This is a genomic window from Mycolicibacterium helvum, assembly GCF_010731895.1.
Classification (GTDB): Bacteria; Actinomycetota; Actinomycetes; order Mycobacteriales; family Mycobacteriaceae; genus Mycobacterium; species Mycobacterium helvum.
In genome coordinates, this window is the sequence record NZ_AP022596.1 from 5,527,432 (window position 1) to 5,545,276 (window position 17,845).

Consider the following 17,845-nt stretch of genomic DNA (forward strand, 5'->3'; position numbering starts at 1 on the left):
CAAGCGTAGTGCGACGGGTGGCGTTCGGCGGGGGTCCGGAGCGAACTCCATCATCGACGTGCACCGATGCCGGTCGACATGCCGTGTTGGGCTCTAGTGCGCATGATGATGACGTTCCCCACGCGTGCGATGCCGGATGCGGCGCGGGCGCTGTCCCTCTGCCAAGATGAACGCGCGGCAGATGATCGGTTGCGCTGGGGTGTCCTGTCGAAGATCGTGATACGAGGAGTTTGAGGACGGTGGCGAAGACCTTCGGGACGATCTTCGTCATCCTGCTCTTGCTGATGTGCGCGGGTGATCTGCGGGTGTTCAGCGGGCCGCAGCCACAGCCCGCGCAGGACATCGAGCTGGCCGACGGCTGGCGGCTCACCTCTGCGCAGGACGTGCCTGACGGCGGTGCGACGATCTCGGCGAACGGCTACGACGCCGCGGCGTGGCATCCGGTGCGCCGGATGCCCGCCACCGTGCTGGAGACCCTGCAAGACGACGGTGTCTACCCCAACCTCTACTACGGCAAGAACCTGCTCGAGGATGTGCCGCAGGACCTCTACCAGCAGGACTGGTGGTACCGCACCACGTTCACCGCGCCGGGTGACTACCCCAACTACGTCCTGGACTTCCCCGGGATCAACTACCGCGCCGAGGTCTGGCTCAACGGCCGCCGCGTAGCCGACAGCCGACAGGTCGTCGGGATGTACAACGACCATCAACTCGACGTCACGCGCTGGATCGCCCCGGGCACGTCCAACACGCTGGCCGTCAAGGTCACCCCGGAACGGGCCATCCAGGATGTCAACGGCGTCGAGCTCGCCGACAGCTGGTACGACTGGATCAACTGGCGCTACCTGGGCTACCAGGGGCCGGACAAGAACCCCGCCAACGGCAATTCATTCGTGCCCGACCGCAACGCCGGGATCTGGAAACCTGTGTACCTCAAGACATCTGGGCCGGTCTCGATCGGCGAGGCCACGGTCAACACCGAGCTCCCCTTGCCCGATACCAACAGCGCCCGGCTGACGGTCTATGCGCCGCTGCGCAACTACTCCGCCGACAAGGTGCGCGGTGTGCTGCGAGCCACCATCACCCGCGACGGCAAGGCGCCCATCCACGTCGACGAGCCGGTCTCGCTGATGCCCGGCGAGCAGCGTGAGGTCACGCTCAGCCCGGATCGATTCGCGGCGCTTGTCGTCGACCATCCCGACCTGTGGTGGCCCTACACGATGGGCCGGCCTGATCTCTACGACCTGAAGCTGGAGTTCCTCCAGAACGGCACACCGACCGAGTCCTCTAGCCTCAAGTTCGGGATCCGCACCATCACCCAGGGCCGCGACTCCGACGATTCCTTCGCCGAACTGGGCACCGGTGGCAACTTCTACCTGCAGGTCAACGGCAAGAACTTCCTGGTTCGCGGCGCCACCTATACCCCCGACCTGCTCTACAAATACGACCCCGACCGCGACGCCGCGATCCTCGGCTATGTCAAAGATCTCGGGCTGAACATGCTGCGGCTGGAGTCCAAGATCTCCTCGCAGCGCTTCGTCGAGATGGCCGATGAGCTCGGCATCCCGCTGATGTATGGGTGGATGTGCTGTAACCAGTGGGAGAAATGGCAGCAGTGGGACGACGAGGATCGCCGGGTCTCGCAGGAAAGTATGCGATCTCAGATCGCGATGCTGCGCTCGCACGCCTCGGTGTTCGTGTGGGCCAACGGCAGCGACGGCCGGCCACCCACCGAGGTGCTCACCGACTATCACCAGATCCTGTCCGACCTGCACTGGCAGAACGCCACCGTCGACACGGTGTCGTCACTGAACCGGGACGCCGACGGCCAGCAGGTGTGGGACGGCATTCAGATGGCCGGTCCGTACACGTGGCGGCCACCGTCCTACTGGTTCAGCGGCGAGTACGGAGCGGCCCGCGGATCATCGGCCGAACAGGGTGACAACGAACACATTCCGCCGTTTGCGAGCCTGCAGAAGTTCATCCCGCCCGACAAGCTGTGGCCGATCAACGACACCTGGTACTTCCACGCCGGATCGGATCCGCAGAACTCCCGCCTGGCCAACGTCCAGCGCGTCATCGATCGCCGCTATGGTCCGTCGACCAACGCGCACATGTTCGCGGACAAGGCCCAACTGGCGCACTACGAGGCCACTCGCGCGCAATTCGAGTCGTTCGCTGCCAACGGCTGGGACGGCCACAAGATGACGATCTACTGGATGCTCAACAGCCACTGGCCGTCGTTCTTCGGCAACATCTTCGACTACTACCTGCGCCCCGGTGGCGCGTACTACGGCGCCAAGAAGGGTCTGCAGCCGCTGTCGGTGGTGTTCGACTCCTACGCCACCGGTAACCACCGCCAGGCCAGAGTTTCGGTTGTCAACCAGACTCAGGACTCGCGCGAGAACCTGCGCGTGCGGGTGCGCACCTACGACCTGAAGGGCGCCCTGCGCGACGACCGCGCTTCCGACGACATCAGCGTCGATCCGGGTGGCGCCGTCGCGGCGATGACACTGCCGCCCGGGCCGGCCGACTCGCCCGTCTTCTTCGTGCGCGCCGAGCTGCTCGACCCGGCGGGCAATGTCCTGGCCAACAACGTGTACTGGCAGTCACGGCAGGCCGACGACGTCGGCCCGCCGGCCAACGATGCGGCGTTCAACTCCAATCAGGTCAGCTGGGCGGATATGACCGCACTGAACTCGATGACGAAGGTGCCGCTGGACGTCACCGCCACCGGCGGTGCCACGGACGGGCGCGACGTCACCATCAGTCTGCACAACCCGACCCGGCAGATCGCGTTTTTCGAGCGGGCCGAACTGCTGCCCAGTCCGTTGGCCGACGAGATCCTGCCGATCGAATACGACGACAACTACGTGACCGTGTTCCCCGGTGAGACCGTCCAGATCAAGGGCCGAGTGCCCGAGTCAGGACCCTCGCCGAGCTGGGTCAGGGTCACCGGGTACAACAGCACACCGGTGGTAGTACAGGTCCGCTGACACGCACGGCGCACCTGCGACCGGCCATCGTTTGCTCGCGTGCCCTACATTCGGTTCTAACGTCGACAGCCCCGACATCGGCGGCCCCACAGACCTCGGAAGGGACGGATCTTGCTGCAGCACGCCCTCGTCGTGGCAGCCGCCCTTGCCGCTGCGGTGTTCGCCGCCATTGGAATCGTGGTGCGCCAGCGGGCCACCATGGACGTGCCCCGCGATCAGGGCGTCAGCACCGTGATGTGGTCCACCCTGCTGCGCCGCCGGCTGTGGTGGGCCGGCACCGCCGCCGCGGTGACGGGTTACGCCTTCCAGGCCGTCGCGCTGGCCTACGGGTCGCTACTGCTGGTCGCCCCGCTGATGGTGTCGGCGCTGCTGTTCGCCCTGCCGCTCAGCGCGCGGCTGGCCCACCGCCGAGTCACCCGCGCCGAATGGGGTTGGGCCGTGGTGCTCACCATCGCGCTGGGGGTATTCGTGGCACTGGCCCGCACCAAGCCCGGCGACTACGAGGGTGCACAGCTGCCGGCCGTGGTCGTGGCCGGAATCAGCCTGCTGTTCGTATCCGGCTGCCTGTTGGTGGCGCTGCGGCTGTCGAACTGGCGCCGCGCGATCCTACTGGCGGTCGGTGTCGGCGTCCTCTTCGGTGTGGTGGCCGTACTGACCAAACTTGTCACGCATATCGTGCGCGCAGACAGCGTGCTGCGGCTGATGACCACGCCCGTGCTCTACGTCGTCGTCGCCGTCGGGGTCATCGCGACCCTGCTGCAGCAGTCGGCCTTCCACGCCGGGTCCCTGCGGGCGTCCGTCCCGGCGATGCTGGTGCTCGAACCGGTGGTGGCCGTGCTGCTCGGCGAGGTGGTGCTCGGCGAGCACCTGGCGGTCAGCAAGCCAGCCGCGGCGGTGCTGGCCATCGCCGTCGTCACCATGGGTGCCGCCACGATCGCACTCGGGCGCGACGAGGGCGCCTGGGAAGAGGAACTGGAAGTGAAGGCCAAGACCCGGGTGCCCGAGGGCGGCTGATGCCGCTGATGCCTCGGCCCACCCAGCCTTAGCCCACCCAGGGGCCGACGCCGCCGATCGAGTCGATCCGGATCCGGGTCAGATATCCCGGTGGTGCGTCGTCGGGCGGGAACGAGATGCCCTCGGCCGTGATCATCACCGCGGCCAGCTCCTGCAGGAGTTCGGGTGCGCCGCCTTCGACGATGCGGGCGGTGCCGGTCACCGACAGATACGGCCGCATCACCGCGCCCGGCTCGGTCGAGACAATGGTCAGCGCGACGCGGCCGTCCCGACGCACGTTACGGACCTTCTTGTATTCGGCCAGGTGAGCTGTCACCAGCTCGTCGCCGTCGTCGCCGGATTGCAGCGCCACCCACACCACTGACACCTGCGGGCTGCCGTCCGGGTTGATCGTGACCAGCGTGGCATCCGCACCAGATCCGATCAGGGCACGAGCCGCGTCGTTGAGCTTCATGTGGCTGTGCAACGCCGCTCGGCGTGAGCCATTCCCGCATGGTCTGGCGTGTTCGGCGTCACGGTGCGTTGGCGAGAGACAGCGTCACCGCTCCACCCCGCGGATCGACGCCGTCGAGGATGCTCGACGGGACCCGGAAGACCCGTCCCGGCGACGCCGGCCAGAGCAAGGTCTTCCTGCCGACAGTCCTACCATCCTGGTGCGCAACGACTTTGGGCGTGCGAACCAACCTGTCGGTCCACAACAGCAGCCGATGCCTGGCGGGTGCGGGATCGCCCGGCCGCAGGATGTTCGGCGCGACCCAGCGCAGCGGATCCGCCGCCTCGATGCGCACACCCGATTGGGCCGGGCGGCTGCCGTTCAGGTGGGCGCGAACGTGCGTGGCGACGTGGCGGCCGTCCAGGGCGGCGATATCGGCGGTGTCCACCGGATGCAGAAGGTTGCCCACAGCGAAGACGCCGGGCCTGCTGGTGCGCAGGGCGGTATCGACCGCGGGACCCAATGTGCCGGGATCGATGTCCAACCCGGCAGCCCTGGCGAGCTCGTGGTCGGGAATCCAGTCGCCGGTGAGCACCACGGTGTCGCACGGGACGACGCGCCGTTCGCCGGTATCGAGACTTTCGATCTCAACACCGCTGACGACTGGCTTTCCGATGATGCGGGTGACACGTGTTCGGCGGGCGATCGTGACGTCCATCAGCGGCGTCTTGGCTGCGAGATTGAACAGTCCGTAGGACTCGGGCGACGGATACTCGGTTGTCATGAGTTCGGTCCGGCAGCCCGCATGCTTGAGCGTGAGTACCGCCGAATAGCTGACCAATTCGGCACCCACGATCACGGCTCGCTGCCCGACCGCGCGGTGTTTGAGGTGAACCAGGTTCTGCAACTGTCCTGTGGTGTAGACGCCCGCGGCGCGGTCGCCGGGGATCAGCCGGGCCGCCCTGGGTCGCTCCCGTGCGCCGGTGGCCAACACGACGGCCCGAGCTTCCAGGGGTGTGCGCCCCTTCGGCGAGGTGGTATCCAGCGTCATTTCACCGGCCCAGCCGATGACCATCGTGTTGGTCTGGATCGTGGCGCCCGCCTCGATCGCACGTTCGGCGAGCCGCCGGGCGTAGGTCGGTCCGCTGATGAACGTCTTCATGTCGCGGATGCCATAGCCGGGGTGGTCGCTGTGTCGCGGGATGCCGCCGGGTTCGGATTCTCGTTCGGCAACAATGACTTTGAGGCCCTGGCCGGCAAGAGTCGCGGCGGCGGTGAGGCCGGCGGGGCCGGCGCCGACAATGGCGACGTCTGCAGTGTCGCTGGCGGTCATCGCTGCCTTCCTGAGCAGGTGTCGAAGAGGTCTTGCACTTCTGCCCCGCAATAAAACGCTTGGCAGCGGCCGTTCATCGCCCGCGTGCGCCGCCGCAGCCCGTCGAGTCCGGCCGGTGGAATCACCGACTGGCACGCGTCGCGAATCTCGCCGTGGGTGACCCGTTCGCAGAAGCACACGATCCGGCCGTACGCAGCGTCGGCGGCGATGGTGTCGGCCTGCTGATATGGCCGCGGAAACGCCTCACCGAGGTTGGGCATCCGCGGTGGATCAGGCAGTGCGCGGCGCGGTGTGAGGGTCAGTCCCGCCGTCGCGAGTTGGCCGCGGACGTATTCGGCGACGGCCATCCCCGCGGTGAGACCGGTGGAGCGGATGCCGCCCACCAGCAGGTAGCGCTGTGCCGGATCGGCCTCGATGAGGTAGTCGCTGCGATCAATTGCCGCTCGCAGCCCGGCGTAGGTGGCGGTGACTTCTTCGTCGAGCAGCTTCGGCATGAGCTGACGGCCCTTGCCGAGCAGGAACTCGAAACCGGCTTCGGAGGTGCCGGTAGCAGCGCGGTCCTGCAGATCTTCGGACGTGGGCCCCAGCATGACGTTGCCGTAGATGGTGGGGCTGATGAGGACGCCTTTGCCGCGGGCGGTCGGAACCGGGAGCACGATCTTGTCGACCAGCGGGCGGGCGAGCTTGTCATAGACGATGAGTTCGCCGCGCCGGGGGGTGACCGTGAACCTGTGGTACCCGAACAGGGCGTCGAGGTGGTCGGCACCAAGCCCTGCGGCGTTGACGATCCATCGGGCCGTGACGGTTTCCTGATTGGTGTGAACCGACGTGGTCGCCGGGGCCACCTCGATCCCGGCGACGCGATGGTTCGTCAGCAGCGCCACGCCGCGGTTCACGGCGTCAGTGGCTAACGCGAGATTGACTGTCCAGGTGCAGATGATCGATTCGTCGGGAACGGTCAGGCCGCCAAGGGCGCCGGCGCCGAGATGCGGCAATTCGGCGTATACGGCTTGTGCATTGACGATTTCGCACCGCTGGTAGCCGTTGGCTTGGGCTTTCTCCAAGAGACCGGGTAACGCATCGAGTTGCTCATGGTCCCAGGCCACCAGGATCGCACCCGTGTGTTCGATCGGAATTCCGGTGCGTCCCGCATAGTCCGACAACAAGCGGTAGCCCCTGCTGACCAACGTCGACTCCAGGGTACCGGGCTTGGTGTCGTACCCGGTGTGCAGGATCGCGGTGTTGGCCTTGCTAGTGCCATCGCCGACGTCGTCGCGCGCTTCGATCAGCGCGACCGACAGCTCGTAACCCGCCAGCTCGCGGGCGATAGCAGATCCGACGATGCCACCACCGATCACCGCCACGTCGTAAACAGCAGTCATCTCTGGCCCTCCTGGGAGTAGGTGGTGTCGGCCAATTGCCGCCAGCGGTCGGCGAATTCGGCCGCGCGGGTCGGGGTCCAGCTCGGCTCGTACGTGGCCGATGGTTGCCAATCGGAGACGACCTCGCGGACCGACTGCTGCGGTTGAAGGCTCAGCCGGGCCAGCGCCGCGGCGCCGAGTGCGGTGGCGTGCGCCGATGGATAGATTTCGACGGGCAACCCAACGATGTCAGCGCAGGCCTGCATGAGCACCTTCGAATGCGTCAGTCCGCCATCAGCGCGCAGCGTCGTCAACGGGCTGGCGGTGTCGGCGTTGATGGCGCTGACCAGTTCGGCGATTTGTGCGGCAATGCCCTGCAGGACCGCCAGCACGATGTGCCCGCGGCCGGTCGACAGCGTCATACCCGAAATCGATGCTGTGGCATTTGCTTTCCACCGCGGCGCGGCCAGGCCGGCGAAGGCGGGGACGCACATGACCCCGCCGTTGTCGGGGGCGGCCAGACCGTCCATCTCCTCGGCGCCGTTGATGACGCCGAGTGAGGAAAGCCACCGGATTGCCGATGCTGCGGTGTAGACCTGACCGTCGACGCAGAAGGTGTCGTTGCCGGCTATCCGCCATGCCAGAGATGAGGTGAGACCGCTGGCTGAACGCACTCCGGTCTCTCCGGTGTTCGCCAACAGGAAGGCGCCGGTACCGAAGGTGCATTTCGCCATCCCCTCGTCGAAGCACCCTTCGGCCAGAAGTGCCGCCTGCTGGTCCACGACTATGCCACCGACGGGTATCTCGGCACCGAATTCGGTAGTGGTACCGATGATTTCGTCGTTGGAAACGATCGCGGGCAGCTGCTCGTCGTCGAGCCCGAAAAGCGCGAGCAACTCCGGGCTCCAGTCCTGGCCGCCGAGTTCGACGGCTAGCGAACGGCTCGCCGTCGTGGCGTCGGTGACGAAGGCGCCGGTCAGCCGGTACAACAACCAGCTGTCCGATGTCGTGACCACCCCACCGGTCTCCCGGTTGCGGCGCAACCAGGCCATTTTCGGCGCCGAGAAATAGGGGTCGAGCACCAGTCCGGTGCGCTCAGCCAGCTGTTCGGCGTGCGCGCTGAGTGCGTCGCACACGTCGCCGGCCCGCCGGTCTTGCCAAACGATCGCCTGAGTCAGGGCGCGCCCGGTCTGCGGGTCCCAGGCCAGCACTGTTTCGCCCTGATTGGCCAGCGAGACAGCGTGAATGGGGCGACCAGCCTGAGCGACAGCGGCGCGGCCGGCACCAAGAACAGACTCGAGCAGTTCGTCGGGGTCCTGCTCGACGCCGCCGCCGTTCAGGTAGCGCGGGTGCACGGAGACCTCGGCCAGGCCGACGATCCCGTCTTCGGGGTCGACCACGATCGCCTTTGTGCCCGAGGTGCCCTGGTCGATCGCCAGCACCGTCACTGAGTCACCGCCCTCGTATCGTCCTCGCCAGCAGCAGTCTGGTCGAGTTGGGCGTCGATCGACCGCAATTCGGGCATCTTGAGCCCGTGCACGCCCCGCGTGAGTAATAAGTAGGCGAGGTAGATCGCGCCGATTCCGACCATGACTGCCACATAGAGCCACGGCTGGGTGAAGGACGAATCCCGGAACAGCGACAAGGCGAGCATCAACCAGATCACGGCGACCACGATGATCGGTATTTCCCAGCGGCCCAGGCTGAATCCGGCGCTGGCGGGAAGCCGCCGTCTGGTGGCGATGTAGAGGCCAACAGTGATGGTGTAGATGATCGCCGGCAACAGGGTGGCCGCCGAGAACAGGATGAACAGGGCGTCGGTGCTGCTGGAGAACAACGCCAGGATCACCGCAGAGATCGCGGTCATGGCGATCGTCGCATTGAGCGGCGTTTTGAACCGCGGCGATACCTTGTGCAGGGCCTGCCAGCCGGGGAACCGCTGATCGCGGGACATCGCCCAGACCAGCCGGACTCCGCTCATCAGGATGACCAGGCCGCACGCAAAGATGGCGATCGCCACCAGCACCAGTAGAGCGGTCCCCACGAACGACCCAAGGATGTCCTGGATGATGTCGGCGATCGGCGTACCGGATTCGGCAAGTGCGGTCGGATCGTTGACGGCGGCGGTGACGACGAGCAGGAAGAGGAATCCGAGCACGCCGGAGGCGAGGACAGCCTGCCACATTGCCTTGGGGACAACGACTTCCGGCCTCTTCGTTTCCTCGGCGAGGTTGGCGGCCGACTCGAACCCCACGATCGTGAAGGCGCCGAGCAGGAAGCCGAGCATCCATGGGCCCACCGATGTTGCGCTGCCCAAGCTCCAGTAGCCCTCGGCCGGGATGTCGCCGCGAGAAAACAGGTTGCCCATTGACAGTTTGTGGGCGATCACACCGACGACGAACAGCAGCACTACCAGTGCGACCATGCAGACGAGTTCGGCGGTGACCGCGAAATTGTTCACGCGCTCGGTCCATTTGGTGGAGAGCCCGACCAGTAGGCCCTGGAGAACGAGAACGCCTGCGGTGATCAGGCACGAGGTCAACGCGGTTCCGGTGAAGTCGAACAGGGCGGGCACCACGGTGGCGGCGACGGTGTAGTCCACGGCCACCGCGACGATCGCCAGGAAGGTGAACGAGATCCAGCCGGTGATCCAGCCGAGGATGGGGTTGGCCAGTCGCGAGACCCATTGGTACGCGTAGCCGGTCACCGGGATACGTGCGGCGAGTGAGCCGAGCAGCAGCGCCACCGCGAGTTGGCCGACAATGACGATCGGCCAGGTCCAGATTCCCAGGGGGCCAGAGCTTTTCAGGATACTGCCATATGTGGTGAAGATTCCGGTAGCGATGGAGACAAACGCAAACGCGACAGCGAATGATGCGAAGCGTCCAGTTGATCGCTCGAGAGTATCGGTGTACTCCCCTCCGCTTACCAGGGGTTTACCGGACGGTGTGGAAGAATCTGTCATGGGATCGGGCTTTCTGACTGGAATTGAGTGTTTCGGGAGAAGCGGTTCGGTCCCGCGGGCGGCGCTGCAACGCCGCCCGCACCCGTTTGCGGAGGAATTCAGGTCAGCTGACGCCGTGCGTCGCGGGCCTGGCTGACAGGACCACACCTCCCGTCTCTTCGAAGGCGACCGCAATCGACGGCTGAGTGTTCTGGTCGGTGATCAGGCCGTCGACCTCCCCGAGCCCGCAGACCCGATAGGGCGCGACCTGACCGAGTTTCGCGGAATCGGCCAAAATGTAGCTGCGGGCACTGTTGGCGATGATGGTGCGCCGAACGTCGATCTCACTGAGATGGAAGTCGGTCAGTCCGGCCCGGGCATCGACGCCGCCGGACCCCAGAAGTGCGATGTCGGCATAGATGTCGGCGAAGAAGGCCTTGGTGTGGGCGTTCGAGCAGGCGAGGTCGCCCGGCCGGACGCGGCCACCGGCCATCAGAATCTCGACGCCGGGGCGATCGGCCAGTTCCACCGCGACGGGCAGCGACGGCGTGATGACGGTTCCGGTGAAGCTTCGCGGGATCGCGCGCGCCACCGCGACCGCCGTGGTGCCGATGTCGATGATGACCGTCTGGCCGCTTTGCAGCAAGCGGACGGCCACCTTGGCCATCTGGGCTTTGGCTTGGTGGCCGATCATCGAGCGCTCGGTGAACGACGGCTCCGCGCCGCGATGATCGGCTACCGACGCGGCGCCGCCATGAACCCTGCGGATCGCCCCCTGTTCCTCCAGGAGTGCCAGGTCTCGACGCACGGTCTCGGCGGAGACGCTGAGCCGGCGCACCAATTCGTCGGTGCTTACGACCTGACCAGCGCTGACAGCTTCGACTATCGCCTCGTGCCGTTCGACCGGGAGCATGTCAGCTGACCGTAGTTGTGGTTTTCTGACTGTGCATGACTGTAAGTGTGGAGTGTTGTGGAGGTCACGTCAACCCCAGGGGCGGGAGTTTGGTCATCGCTTCGCCAGCTAGGTGGACCGCGCGCGGGATCGGCATGATGGTGTGGTGACATCGTCATCGGATCCGCTCGGGCAGATCGCCGGTAGCCCGCCGGGGGCGGCGATCGGGGCGTTCTTCGACCTCGACGGCACCCTGGTGGCCGGATTCACTGCGACCGCGCACGCCAGTGACCGGGTTCGTCGGGGGCAGGCCAGGATCGGCGAGATCATGGGGGTGATCGAGGCATCGCTTCGGTACAAGCTGGGCCGCATGCAGTTCGAGCGGCTGCTGTCCCGCGCCGCGGGCTACCTGCGGGGCGAGTCACTCGAGGAGCTCGACGAGATTGGCGAGCGACTGTACGTCGAACAGGTAGCGGCCCGGGTCTACCCGCTGATGCGTGAGGTCGTGTCCGCCCACGTGGCTCGTGGGCACACCGTCGTGCTCAGTTCATCGGCGCTGACCATCCACGCCGAACCGGTGGCCCGTGCGCTGGGTATTCAGCACGTGGTGTGCAACACCTTCGAGCTCGACGCCGACGGCCGGCTGACTGGGGCCATCAGCAAGCCGATCGTGTGGGGGCGTCAGAAAGCCGCTGCGGTGCAACGGTTTTGCGCGGCCAATGAGATCGACCTGGCGGGCAGTTACTTCTATGCCGACGGGGACGAGGACGGCGCATTGATGGCGCTGGTCGGACACCCGCGACCGGTCAACCCGCGGCCGGGCTTGGCGGCGAAGGCTGCTGCCAACGACTGGCCGGTGCTGCGCCTGACCATCCCTGGCCGGCGTAGCGGAGCGGCGAACGTCGTCGGCCACTTCCCCGCACTGGGCCGAGCCGCCCTTGGCGCGGCGTTCGCGTCCCTTGCGCTGCGGGCCCGCCGACGGGACTGAGGCCGGATTCTCTACGGCATCGCGCGGTGCGGCACGTCCGTGATCAGGCCGCCGTCGACGACGTACTCCGAACCCGTGGAGAACGATGACTCGTCGCTGGCCAGGAACACGATGAAGGTGGCCACTTCCTCCGGCTTGCCGGGGCGGCCCAGTGGGGCGCTGACCATGTCCTCGGGCAGATGCTTGGTCATCGGTGTGCGGATGAAACCCGGGTGCACCGAGTTGACCCGGATGTTGTCCGACGCCAGCTCCAACGCGGCCGATTTCGTCAGGCCGCGCAGGCCCCATTTGGAGGCGACGTAACTGTGCACCCAGGAAGCGCCGCGCATGCCCTCGATGGATGACACGTTGATGATCGAGCCGCCGCCGGCAGCCTTCATCGGCTCCAGGACTGCCTTGATGCCCAGCAGTGCGCCGGTCAGATTGACGTCGAGAACCTTCTTCCACCGCTCGACGTCGAGCGACTTCAGCGGCGCGACCTGGACGATGCCCGCGTTGTTGACCAGTACGTTGACCTTGCCGAACTCGGCGAGCGCGAACTCGACGGCAGCCTGCCACTGATCGGCGTCGCTCACATCGAGGTGGACGTAACGGGCGGCGTCGCCCAGCTCGTCGGCCAGCTCCTTGCCCTTGTCATCGAGGATGTCCCCAATCAACACCTTGGCGCCCTCAGCGACGAGCATCCGCGCGTCAGCGGCTCCCATCCCCTGTGCGCCGCCGGTGATGATGGCCACTTTGTCGTCTACGCGTCCCATGAGGCGTCAGGCTACCGGTAAGCGCCCCGCGCGAGGTAGAACCTGTTCCAGTTTCGGAGCCGAATGCGCATACTGAACCAACCGCCACCCCGAACGTCAGGAGAACTCATGGCCATCCGCGTTGCCCACATCGGCACCGGAAACGTCGGCCGGATAGCCCTATCCGAGCTGATCGAAAACCCGGGCTTCGAGCTCACCGGGCTGTGTGTGTCCGCTGACGAGAAGGTGGGCAAGGACGCGGGTGAGTTGGCGGGCCTGGACGTGAGGACCGGGATCCTCGCGACCAAGGACCTCGACGCCGTGTTGGCTACCGAACCTGAATGCGCGGTCTACTGCGCGATGGGCGACAACCGCATGCCTCAGGCCATGGAGGACGTTCGCAAGATCCTGGCTGCCGGTATCAACGTGGTCGGCTCGGCACCGGTGGTGTTGCAGTACCCCTGGCACGTCATGCCCGACAAGTACATCGAGCCGCTGGAATCCGCTGGCCGCCTTGGCAATTCCAGCATTTACATCAACGGTGTCGACCCGGGCTTCGTCACGGACTTGATCCCGCTGGCCTTCGCCAGCACCTGTCAGAGCATCGAGCAGGTTCGGTGTATGGAGATCGCTGACTACGCCACCTATGACGGCGCCATCGTGATGTTCGACGTCATGGGCTTCGGCAAGCCACTCGACGAGGTGCCGATGCTGTTCCAGCCCGGTGTGCTCGGTATCGCCTGGGGCTGCGGAATCCGCCAGTTGGCCGCGGGACTGAACATCTCGCTGGACTCGATCACCGAAAGCTACGAACGTGAGCCGGCCCCAGAGGCTTTCGACGTCGCCGCCGGCCACATCCCCAAGGGCGGAGTGGCCGCGGTTCGCTTCGAGATCAAGGGCATGGTCGGTGACCACGCCGCGATCGTCGTCGAGCACGTCACCCGGCTGCGCGAGGATCTGCGCCCAGACTGGGCGCAACCGGCCCAGCCCGGCGGCTCCTACCGGGTGGAGATCACCGGCGAACCGTCCTACGTCGTCGACATCTGCCCGACGAGTAAGAAGGGAGACCACAACTACGCCGCCATCGCAGCGGGTGCCGGCCGCATCGTCAACGCCATTCCGGCGGTGATCGCCGCCCCGCCGGGCATCCGGACCACGCTGGACCTGCCGCTGGTTTCCGAAGTGGAGTTGTTCACGGCGCCCTGACCCTCCGGTCGCCACCTCCGATGGCAACGGCGGCAGCATCGGCTGCGGCAATGCGATTTCGCAAGACCTCGCATCGGCACGCGAGGTCAACAGCAAGGGCATCGCCAACGTGCCGATCCTCAACGAGATCATCCAGCACCCCGACTTCGTGGCGCAGCGGCGTCGGTTCGAAGACCTAGGGGCGATAGCCCGGGACGATGAGAGTGCCCGGGTAGTTCACGTAGTACGAGAGGCAGATCGGGTTGTGCCGGCAGGCGATGAGCGCCCCCGCATCGGGGGCCGCCCCGATCACCTGAGTCTTGCGCGGGGGCAGATTGCAGTTCACCACATACGGGTTGAGTGGGACGACGCCGTTGGTGCAATCCGGTGCAGCGGTGGCAGCCGGCGCGGCGGCGGGCGCGAGCATCACCGCCAGCGCTGTGGCGGCCGACAAAGCCAGCCTCGAGAAAATCATGGCGGACCCTCGCTTAGAGCAGACAACCCAACCGTACTCCCGGCGGGGGCGACGACCGTAACTTCACGGCGGCAGGAGCGGCGCAATTCCGCCCTGGGGTTGCGTTCGCCCAACGCGAGGAGCTGGGCCGTCGCCTGCCAATAGCTATTCGTCAACTCGGTGATGGTGGATACCTGCAAATCGGTCATTGTCGGCGTACTAAACTAGAACACGTTCCAGTCTGGTTATGCCCCCGCTTGAAGGAGCCGGTTCCATGCACACTGCCCTCTGCGATGAGCTCGGTATCGAGTTCCCCATCTTCGCGTTTACCCACTGTCGTGACGTCGTCGTCGCCGTCAGCAAGGCCGGCGGCTTCGGCGTCCTCGGCGCGGTCGGCTTCTCCCCCGAACAGCTCGAGATCGAATTGAAGTGGATCGACGAGAACATCGGCGACCACACCTACGGTGTCGACATCGTCATTCCCAACAAGTACGAGGGGATGGACTCCACGGATCTGTCCCCCGAGGTGCTGAAGAAGACGCTGAACGACCTCGTGCCGCAGGAACACATCGATTTCGCCAAGAAGGTCCTCGCCGATAACGGCGTCCCGGTCGAGCACAGTGACGACGACGCCATGGGGCTGCTGGGCTGGACCGAGGCCACCGCGACGCCGCAGGTCGAGGTCGCGCTCAAGCACCCGAAGTGCACCTTGATCGCCAACGCACTTGGCACTCCGCCGGCAGAGATGATCAAGCACATCCACGCCGAGGGCCGCAAGGTCGCCGCGCTATGTGGATCGCCGTCGCAAGCGAAGAAGCACGCCGCGGCCGGGGTGGACATCATCATCGCCCAGGGCGGCGAGGCCGGCGGGCACTGCGGTGAGATCGGCTCGATCGTGCTGTGGCCGCAGGTCGTCAAGGCGGTGGCGCCGGTGCCGGTGCTGGCCGCCGGCGGCATCGGCAGCGGACAGCAGATCGCCGCTGCACTGGCGCTGGGCGCTCAGGGGGCGTGGACCGGTTCGCAGTGGGTCATGGTCGAGGAGTCCGAGCACACTGAGGTGCAGCACGCCGCGTACGTCAAGGCCGAGAGCCGCGACACCGTGCGTAGCCGCTCGTTCACCGGCAAGCCCGCCCGCATGCTGCGCAACGAGTGGACCGAGGCCTGGGAGAAGGAGGGCAACCCCAAGCCGCTCGGAATGCCGTTGCAGTACATGGTTTCTGGCATGGCCGTCGCGGCCACACACAAGTACCCCAACGAGAGCGTCGACGTCGCGTTCAACCCGATCGGTCAGGTCGTGGGTCAGTTCACGAAGGTCGAGAAGACGTCCACGGTGATCCAGCGGTGGGTGCAGGAATACCTCGAGGCCACCGGCCGGCTCGAAGAGCTCAACGCCTCGGTCTAAGATCGCCTAGACCTATGTGAGTGTGCCGTCAGGGTTTTCGCCCTGGCGGCACACTTGCGTTCAGCTGGCCGGGTAGAAGTCGTTGCCGTTACCCCAGTCGCCGGAATGCATGGACCCGGGCTGCCAGCCCTGGGCGCCCAGGCACAGCATGGGCAGGCCATCGGGCGACTGGGCTGCGGCCTGCGACCCCGGGCACGGCGAACCGACGGCTTGCACGCCGTAGATCTTGGGCGACAGCACCCAGAAGCCGACCCCCTCTGGCGGCCGGTCCATGCCGATCGGTGACTGCCCCGGAATCCAGTGGCACGCCAGCGGCTCACCACCGGGGCCGCGGCCGAACACGAACCGGTCCCAGCGATAGCAGGGTGCGTTCAGGTAAGCGTCGTAGCTCATTCCCGGCGGATCGCCCGGGAACGGCCCGTGGGGCTCATCGGCAGCGCTGGTCGGCGCCACTGCCAGCGCGGTGCCTGCAACGGCTGCTGCGATGACGAATTCGCGGAGCATCTATCCACCCTCTGGTTCTCTACCGCCGGGCCCTGTGCCCCCGCCGGCCCTGCGCTGAGCCTAACGGCTGTGGCAGGTGTGCTTCGGGTGAAACCGCAAAGGCGTGCGAGTTAGCACTTATTGTGACGACTCCGCAGATTTTGCCTTTGCTGACTCTCCGCCCACACCGAAGCTTGCTAAGCTGCGGCGATTGCGTCGTCGGGGGTGAAGATGACGACGGGAGATTGTCCGTGGCAAACGCGTGTGCTGCCATTTGTGCTGCCGACATGCTGATGACGGCACCGGCTTCCGGGGCCGGGCTTAGAGTTGTGCTGACCGCTTCGCCGGTTGCCGCCGCTGAAATTGGAACCACCGTCGACAAGCTCGAGGAGTTGCGCTGATGGCAGAGGCCCAGTTCCGGGTCACGGTGGTCGAAAACCTGGAGTCGCCGCATGTGGTTGCCTCCGGTGAGATCGACCTGGCCAATGTCGGCGAATTTCAGGACGTGATGGGCAAGGCCGCGGCGGATTCCGCCACGCTGACCGTCGACCTGGCCGGCGTCAGCTATTGCGATAGCGCCGCGGTACGCGCTCTGTTCGCCTTGGCCGCCACGACCGAGCTCACGATGATTGTGGCTGCGGAGGGACCGATCAGGACACTGCTGGCGATCTCGGGCCTGGACCGGGTGGCCACCGTCGTCACCAAGGAGTGAACCGAACACCATGCCTGTGCCCGAGTTCCACCCGCGCGAGGAGTCCCAGCGGGGTGAGTTGTTCGAGCGGATTCTCGAACGCGTCCATCTGGACCTGCCCGATGCCGTCGGCCTGGCGATCACCGTGCACGATCGGCGCCTCGACGAGGACGAGATGACCGTCTTGGCCGCCCGCGGCTACGGCGGTGAGGTCGCCGAGGCTCAGTTGGCCGGATTGGGCGGTCCGGTCGTCGATGCGTTCGTCCATCAGATCCCGGTGCTGAGCCTCGATCTGTGGGCCGACGAGCGTTGGCCGGAGTTGAGCCTGCCGGCCATGGAGGCCCGGATCGCTGAGCACAGCGCGGCCTGGCGAGAGGTCCGCGGTTCGGTCGCAGTGCCCGGCGTGTGGGAGGCCGACGGCACGGTCGTGTTGTCCTGCGTGCTGGACCGGCCGGCCACTGCGGGCACAGTGGCCACCCTGATTGGATACGAGCAGCTGGTCTCGGCGGCCATGGTGTCGGCCGGCGCCGAGGACGGCACCGCGATCGCCGACATGCTGGCGGTGCTGCAGTCTCGCGGGGCGATCGAGCAGGCCAAGGGCGCGATCATGGGGCGGTTGGCGTGTGACGCCGACACCGCGTGGGCAACGTTGCGCCGCGCCAGCCACGAATCCAACGTGAAATTGCGATCGCTGGCGGTGGCGCTGGTGGAGCACATCAGCGGTTCACCGGCCGAGCAGCCGGTGGCGGGGTCGCCGATCGTGCCCGATGACCAGGCCCGGCACGCCGCCGGTCTGTTGTGGGCGGTACTCACCCACGATTCCACGCCGATCGAACCGGTGAGCTGACCGCCCGGCTGAGCATGGTGACGGTGATTACTCGCCGAAACGCCGTCGCACCAGCGCCGGAATCGCCGCATGAGGTGGTTCGCTTAGG

At 66.3% G+C, this 17,845-nt stretch carries 16 protein-coding genes and 1 pseudogene; 7 read left to right on the top strand and 10 right to left on the bottom strand.

Annotated elements, in window-relative coordinates:
• Nucleotides 1-284: 284 nt before the first annotated feature.
• A complete protein-coding gene (locus G6N38_RS25985) occupies nt 285-2,996 on the top strand; it encodes a glycoside hydrolase family 2 protein (protein ID WP_163752415.1) in 2,712 nt (903 codons plus the stop codon).
• 111 nt (nt 2,997-3,107) lie between these two features.
• On the top strand, nt 3,108-4,010 hold the full coding sequence (locus G6N38_RS25990; RefSeq protein WP_163751003.1) for a DMT family transporter: 903 nt from the start codon (nt 3,108-3,110) through the stop codon (nt 4,008-4,010).
• 28 nt (nt 4,011-4,038) lie between these two features.
• Here G6N38_RS25990 and G6N38_RS25995 read toward each other — a convergent pair whose 3' ends face one another.
• From G6N38_RS25995 to G6N38_RS26020, 7 genes and pseudogenes are all read right to left on the bottom strand, one after another.
• The gene (locus G6N38_RS25995; RefSeq protein ID WP_407663020.1) at nt 4,039-4,437 is read right to left on the bottom strand and encodes a TIGR03618 family F420-dependent PPOX class oxidoreductase; all 399 of its coding nucleotides are present in this window, start codon (nt 4,435-4,437) and stop codon (nt 4,039-4,041) included.
• Nucleotides 4,373-4,504: pseudogene (locus G6N38_RS31275) on the bottom strand (hypothetical protein); the annotation flags it as partial. The gene G6N38_RS25995 and the pseudogene G6N38_RS31275, both read right to left, overlap by 65 nt.
• An 18-nt stretch (nt 4,505-4,522) precedes the next feature.
• Nucleotides 4,523-5,776, bottom strand: a complete 1,254-nt coding sequence (locus G6N38_RS26000; RefSeq protein ID WP_163751005.1) for an NAD(P)/FAD-dependent oxidoreductase — start codon at nt 5,774-5,776, stop codon at nt 4,523-4,525.
• A complete protein-coding gene (locus G6N38_RS26005) occupies nt 5,773-7,158 on the bottom strand; it encodes an NAD(P)/FAD-dependent oxidoreductase (protein ID WP_163751006.1) in 1,386 nt (461 codons plus the stop codon). The genes G6N38_RS26000 and G6N38_RS26005 overlap by 4 nt, the downstream gene beginning before the upstream one ends.
• Nucleotides 7,155-8,585 carry an FGGY family carbohydrate kinase gene (locus tag G6N38_RS26010; protein ID WP_163751007.1) on the bottom strand — a complete coding sequence of 477 codons (1,431 nt, stop codon included), beginning with the start codon at nt 8,583-8,585 and terminating at the stop codon, nt 7,155-7,157. Before G6N38_RS26010 ends, G6N38_RS26005 begins: the two co-directional genes overlap by 4 nt.
• The gene (locus tag G6N38_RS26015) at nt 8,582-10,102 is read right to left on the bottom strand and encodes an amino acid permease (protein ID WP_163751008.1); all 1,521 of its coding nucleotides are present in this window, start codon (nt 10,100-10,102) and stop codon (nt 8,582-8,584) included. Before G6N38_RS26015 ends, G6N38_RS26010 begins: the two co-directional genes overlap by 4 nt.
• Nucleotides 10,103-10,205: 103 nt before the next feature.
• A complete protein-coding gene (locus G6N38_RS26020) occupies nt 10,206-10,994 on the bottom strand; it encodes a DeoR/GlpR family DNA-binding transcription regulator (protein WP_163751009.1) in 789 nt (262 codons plus the stop codon).
• 142 nt (nt 10,995-11,136) lie between these two features.
• Here G6N38_RS26020 and G6N38_RS26025 point away from each other — a divergent pair, with 142 nt between their 5' ends.
• Nucleotides 11,137-11,961 carry an HAD family hydrolase gene (locus tag G6N38_RS26025; protein WP_163751010.1) on the top strand — a complete coding sequence of 275 codons (825 nt, stop codon included), beginning with the start codon at nt 11,137-11,139 and terminating at the stop codon, nt 11,959-11,961.
• A gap of 11 nt (nt 11,962-11,972) precedes the next feature.
• Here the strand turns inward: G6N38_RS26025 and G6N38_RS26030 are convergent, their stop codons facing one another.
• Nucleotides 11,973-12,716, bottom strand: coding sequence for a glucose 1-dehydrogenase (locus G6N38_RS26030; protein ID WP_163751011.1), 744 nt, complete (start codon nt 12,714-12,716; stop codon nt 11,973-11,975).
• A gap of 108 nt (nt 12,717-12,824) precedes the next feature.
• On the opposite strand from G6N38_RS26030, the gene G6N38_RS26035 reads away from it, so the two are divergent.
• The gene (locus tag G6N38_RS26035; protein WP_163751012.1) at nt 12,825-13,901 is read left to right on the top strand and encodes an NAD(P)H-dependent amine dehydrogenase family protein; all 1,077 of its coding nucleotides are present in this window, start codon (nt 12,825-12,827) and stop codon (nt 13,899-13,901) included.
• A gap of 175 nt (nt 13,902-14,076) precedes the next feature.
• Here G6N38_RS26035 and G6N38_RS26040 read toward each other — a convergent pair whose 3' ends face one another.
• Entirely contained in the window at nt 14,077-14,355 is a 279-nt protein-coding gene (locus G6N38_RS26040) for a hypothetical protein (RefSeq protein ID WP_163751013.1), read from the bottom strand.
• 253 nt (nt 14,356-14,608) lie between these two features.
• On the opposite strand from G6N38_RS26040, the gene G6N38_RS26045 reads away from it, so the two are divergent.
• Nucleotides 14,609-15,736, top strand: coding sequence for a nitronate monooxygenase (locus tag G6N38_RS26045; protein ID WP_163751014.1), 1,128 nt, complete (start codon nt 14,609-14,611; stop codon nt 15,734-15,736).
• Nucleotides 15,737-15,796: 60 nt separating this feature from the next.
• Here the strand turns inward: G6N38_RS26045 and G6N38_RS26050 are convergent, their stop codons facing one another.
• Nucleotides 15,797-16,240: a hypothetical protein gene (locus G6N38_RS26050; RefSeq protein ID WP_163751015.1), complete on the bottom strand. Its 444-nt coding sequence runs from the start codon at nt 16,238-16,240 to the stop codon at nt 15,797-15,799.
• A gap of 379 nt (nt 16,241-16,619) precedes the next feature.
• Between G6N38_RS26050 and G6N38_RS26055 the strand changes: the two genes are divergently transcribed.
• Together G6N38_RS26055 and G6N38_RS26060 are read left to right on the top strand one after the other, a co-directional pair.
• Nucleotides 16,620-16,931 (top strand): STAS domain-containing protein, encoded by a 312-nt coding sequence (locus G6N38_RS26055; protein WP_163751016.1) that lies wholly within the window; start codon nt 16,620-16,622, stop codon nt 16,929-16,931.
• A 10-nt stretch (nt 16,932-16,941) separates the two neighbouring features.
• Nucleotides 16,942-17,757: an ANTAR domain-containing protein gene (locus G6N38_RS26060; RefSeq protein ID WP_163751017.1), complete on the top strand. Its 816-nt coding sequence runs from the start codon at nt 16,942-16,944 to the stop codon at nt 17,755-17,757.
• Nucleotides 17,758-17,845 lie beyond the last annotated feature (88 nt).

What these genes read in the sequence shown, in the direction of transcription:
- G6N38_RS25985 (WP_163752415.1), top strand. Translation starts at nt 285, where the DNA reads ATGTGCGCGGGTGATCTGCGGGTGTTCAGCGGGCCGCAGCCACAGCCC.
- G6N38_RS26000 (WP_163751005.1), bottom strand. Translation starts at nt 5,776, where the DNA reads ATGACCGCCAGCGACACTGCAGACGTCGCCATTGTCGGCGCCGGCCCC.
- G6N38_RS26005 (WP_163751006.1), bottom strand. Translation starts at nt 7,158, where the DNA reads ATGACTGCTGTTTACGACGTGGCGGTGATCGGTGGTGGCATCGTCGGA.
- G6N38_RS26015 (WP_163751008.1), bottom strand. Translation starts at nt 10,102, where the DNA reads ATGACAGATTCTTCCACACCGTCCGGTAAACCCCTGGTAAGCGGAGGG.
- G6N38_RS26020 (WP_163751009.1), bottom strand. Translation starts at nt 10,994, where the DNA reads ATGCTCCCGGTCGAACGGCACGAGGCGATAGTCGAAGCTGTCAGCGCT.
- G6N38_RS26030 (WP_163751011.1), bottom strand. Translation starts at nt 12,716, where the DNA reads ATGGGACGCGTAGACGACAAAGTGGCCATCATCACCGGCGGCGCACAG.
- G6N38_RS26035 (WP_163751012.1), top strand. Translation starts at nt 12,825, where the DNA reads ATGGCCATCCGCGTTGCCCACATCGGCACCGGAAACGTCGGCCGGATA.
- G6N38_RS26040 (WP_163751013.1), bottom strand. Translation starts at nt 14,355, where the DNA reads ATGATTTTCTCGAGGCTGGCTTTGTCGGCCGCCACAGCGCTGGCGGTG.
- G6N38_RS26045 (WP_163751014.1), top strand. Translation starts at nt 14,609, where the DNA reads ATGCACACTGCCCTCTGCGATGAGCTCGGTATCGAGTTCCCCATCTTC.
- G6N38_RS26050 (WP_163751015.1), bottom strand. Translation starts at nt 16,240, where the DNA reads ATGCTCCGCGAATTCGTCATCGCAGCAGCCGTTGCAGGCACCGCGCTG.
- G6N38_RS26055 (WP_163751016.1), top strand. Translation starts at nt 16,620, where the DNA reads ATGGCAGAGGCCCAGTTCCGGGTCACGGTGGTCGAAAACCTGGAGTCG.
- G6N38_RS26060 (WP_163751017.1), top strand. Translation starts at nt 16,942, where the DNA reads ATGCCTGTGCCCGAGTTCCACCCGCGCGAGGAGTCCCAGCGGGGTGAG.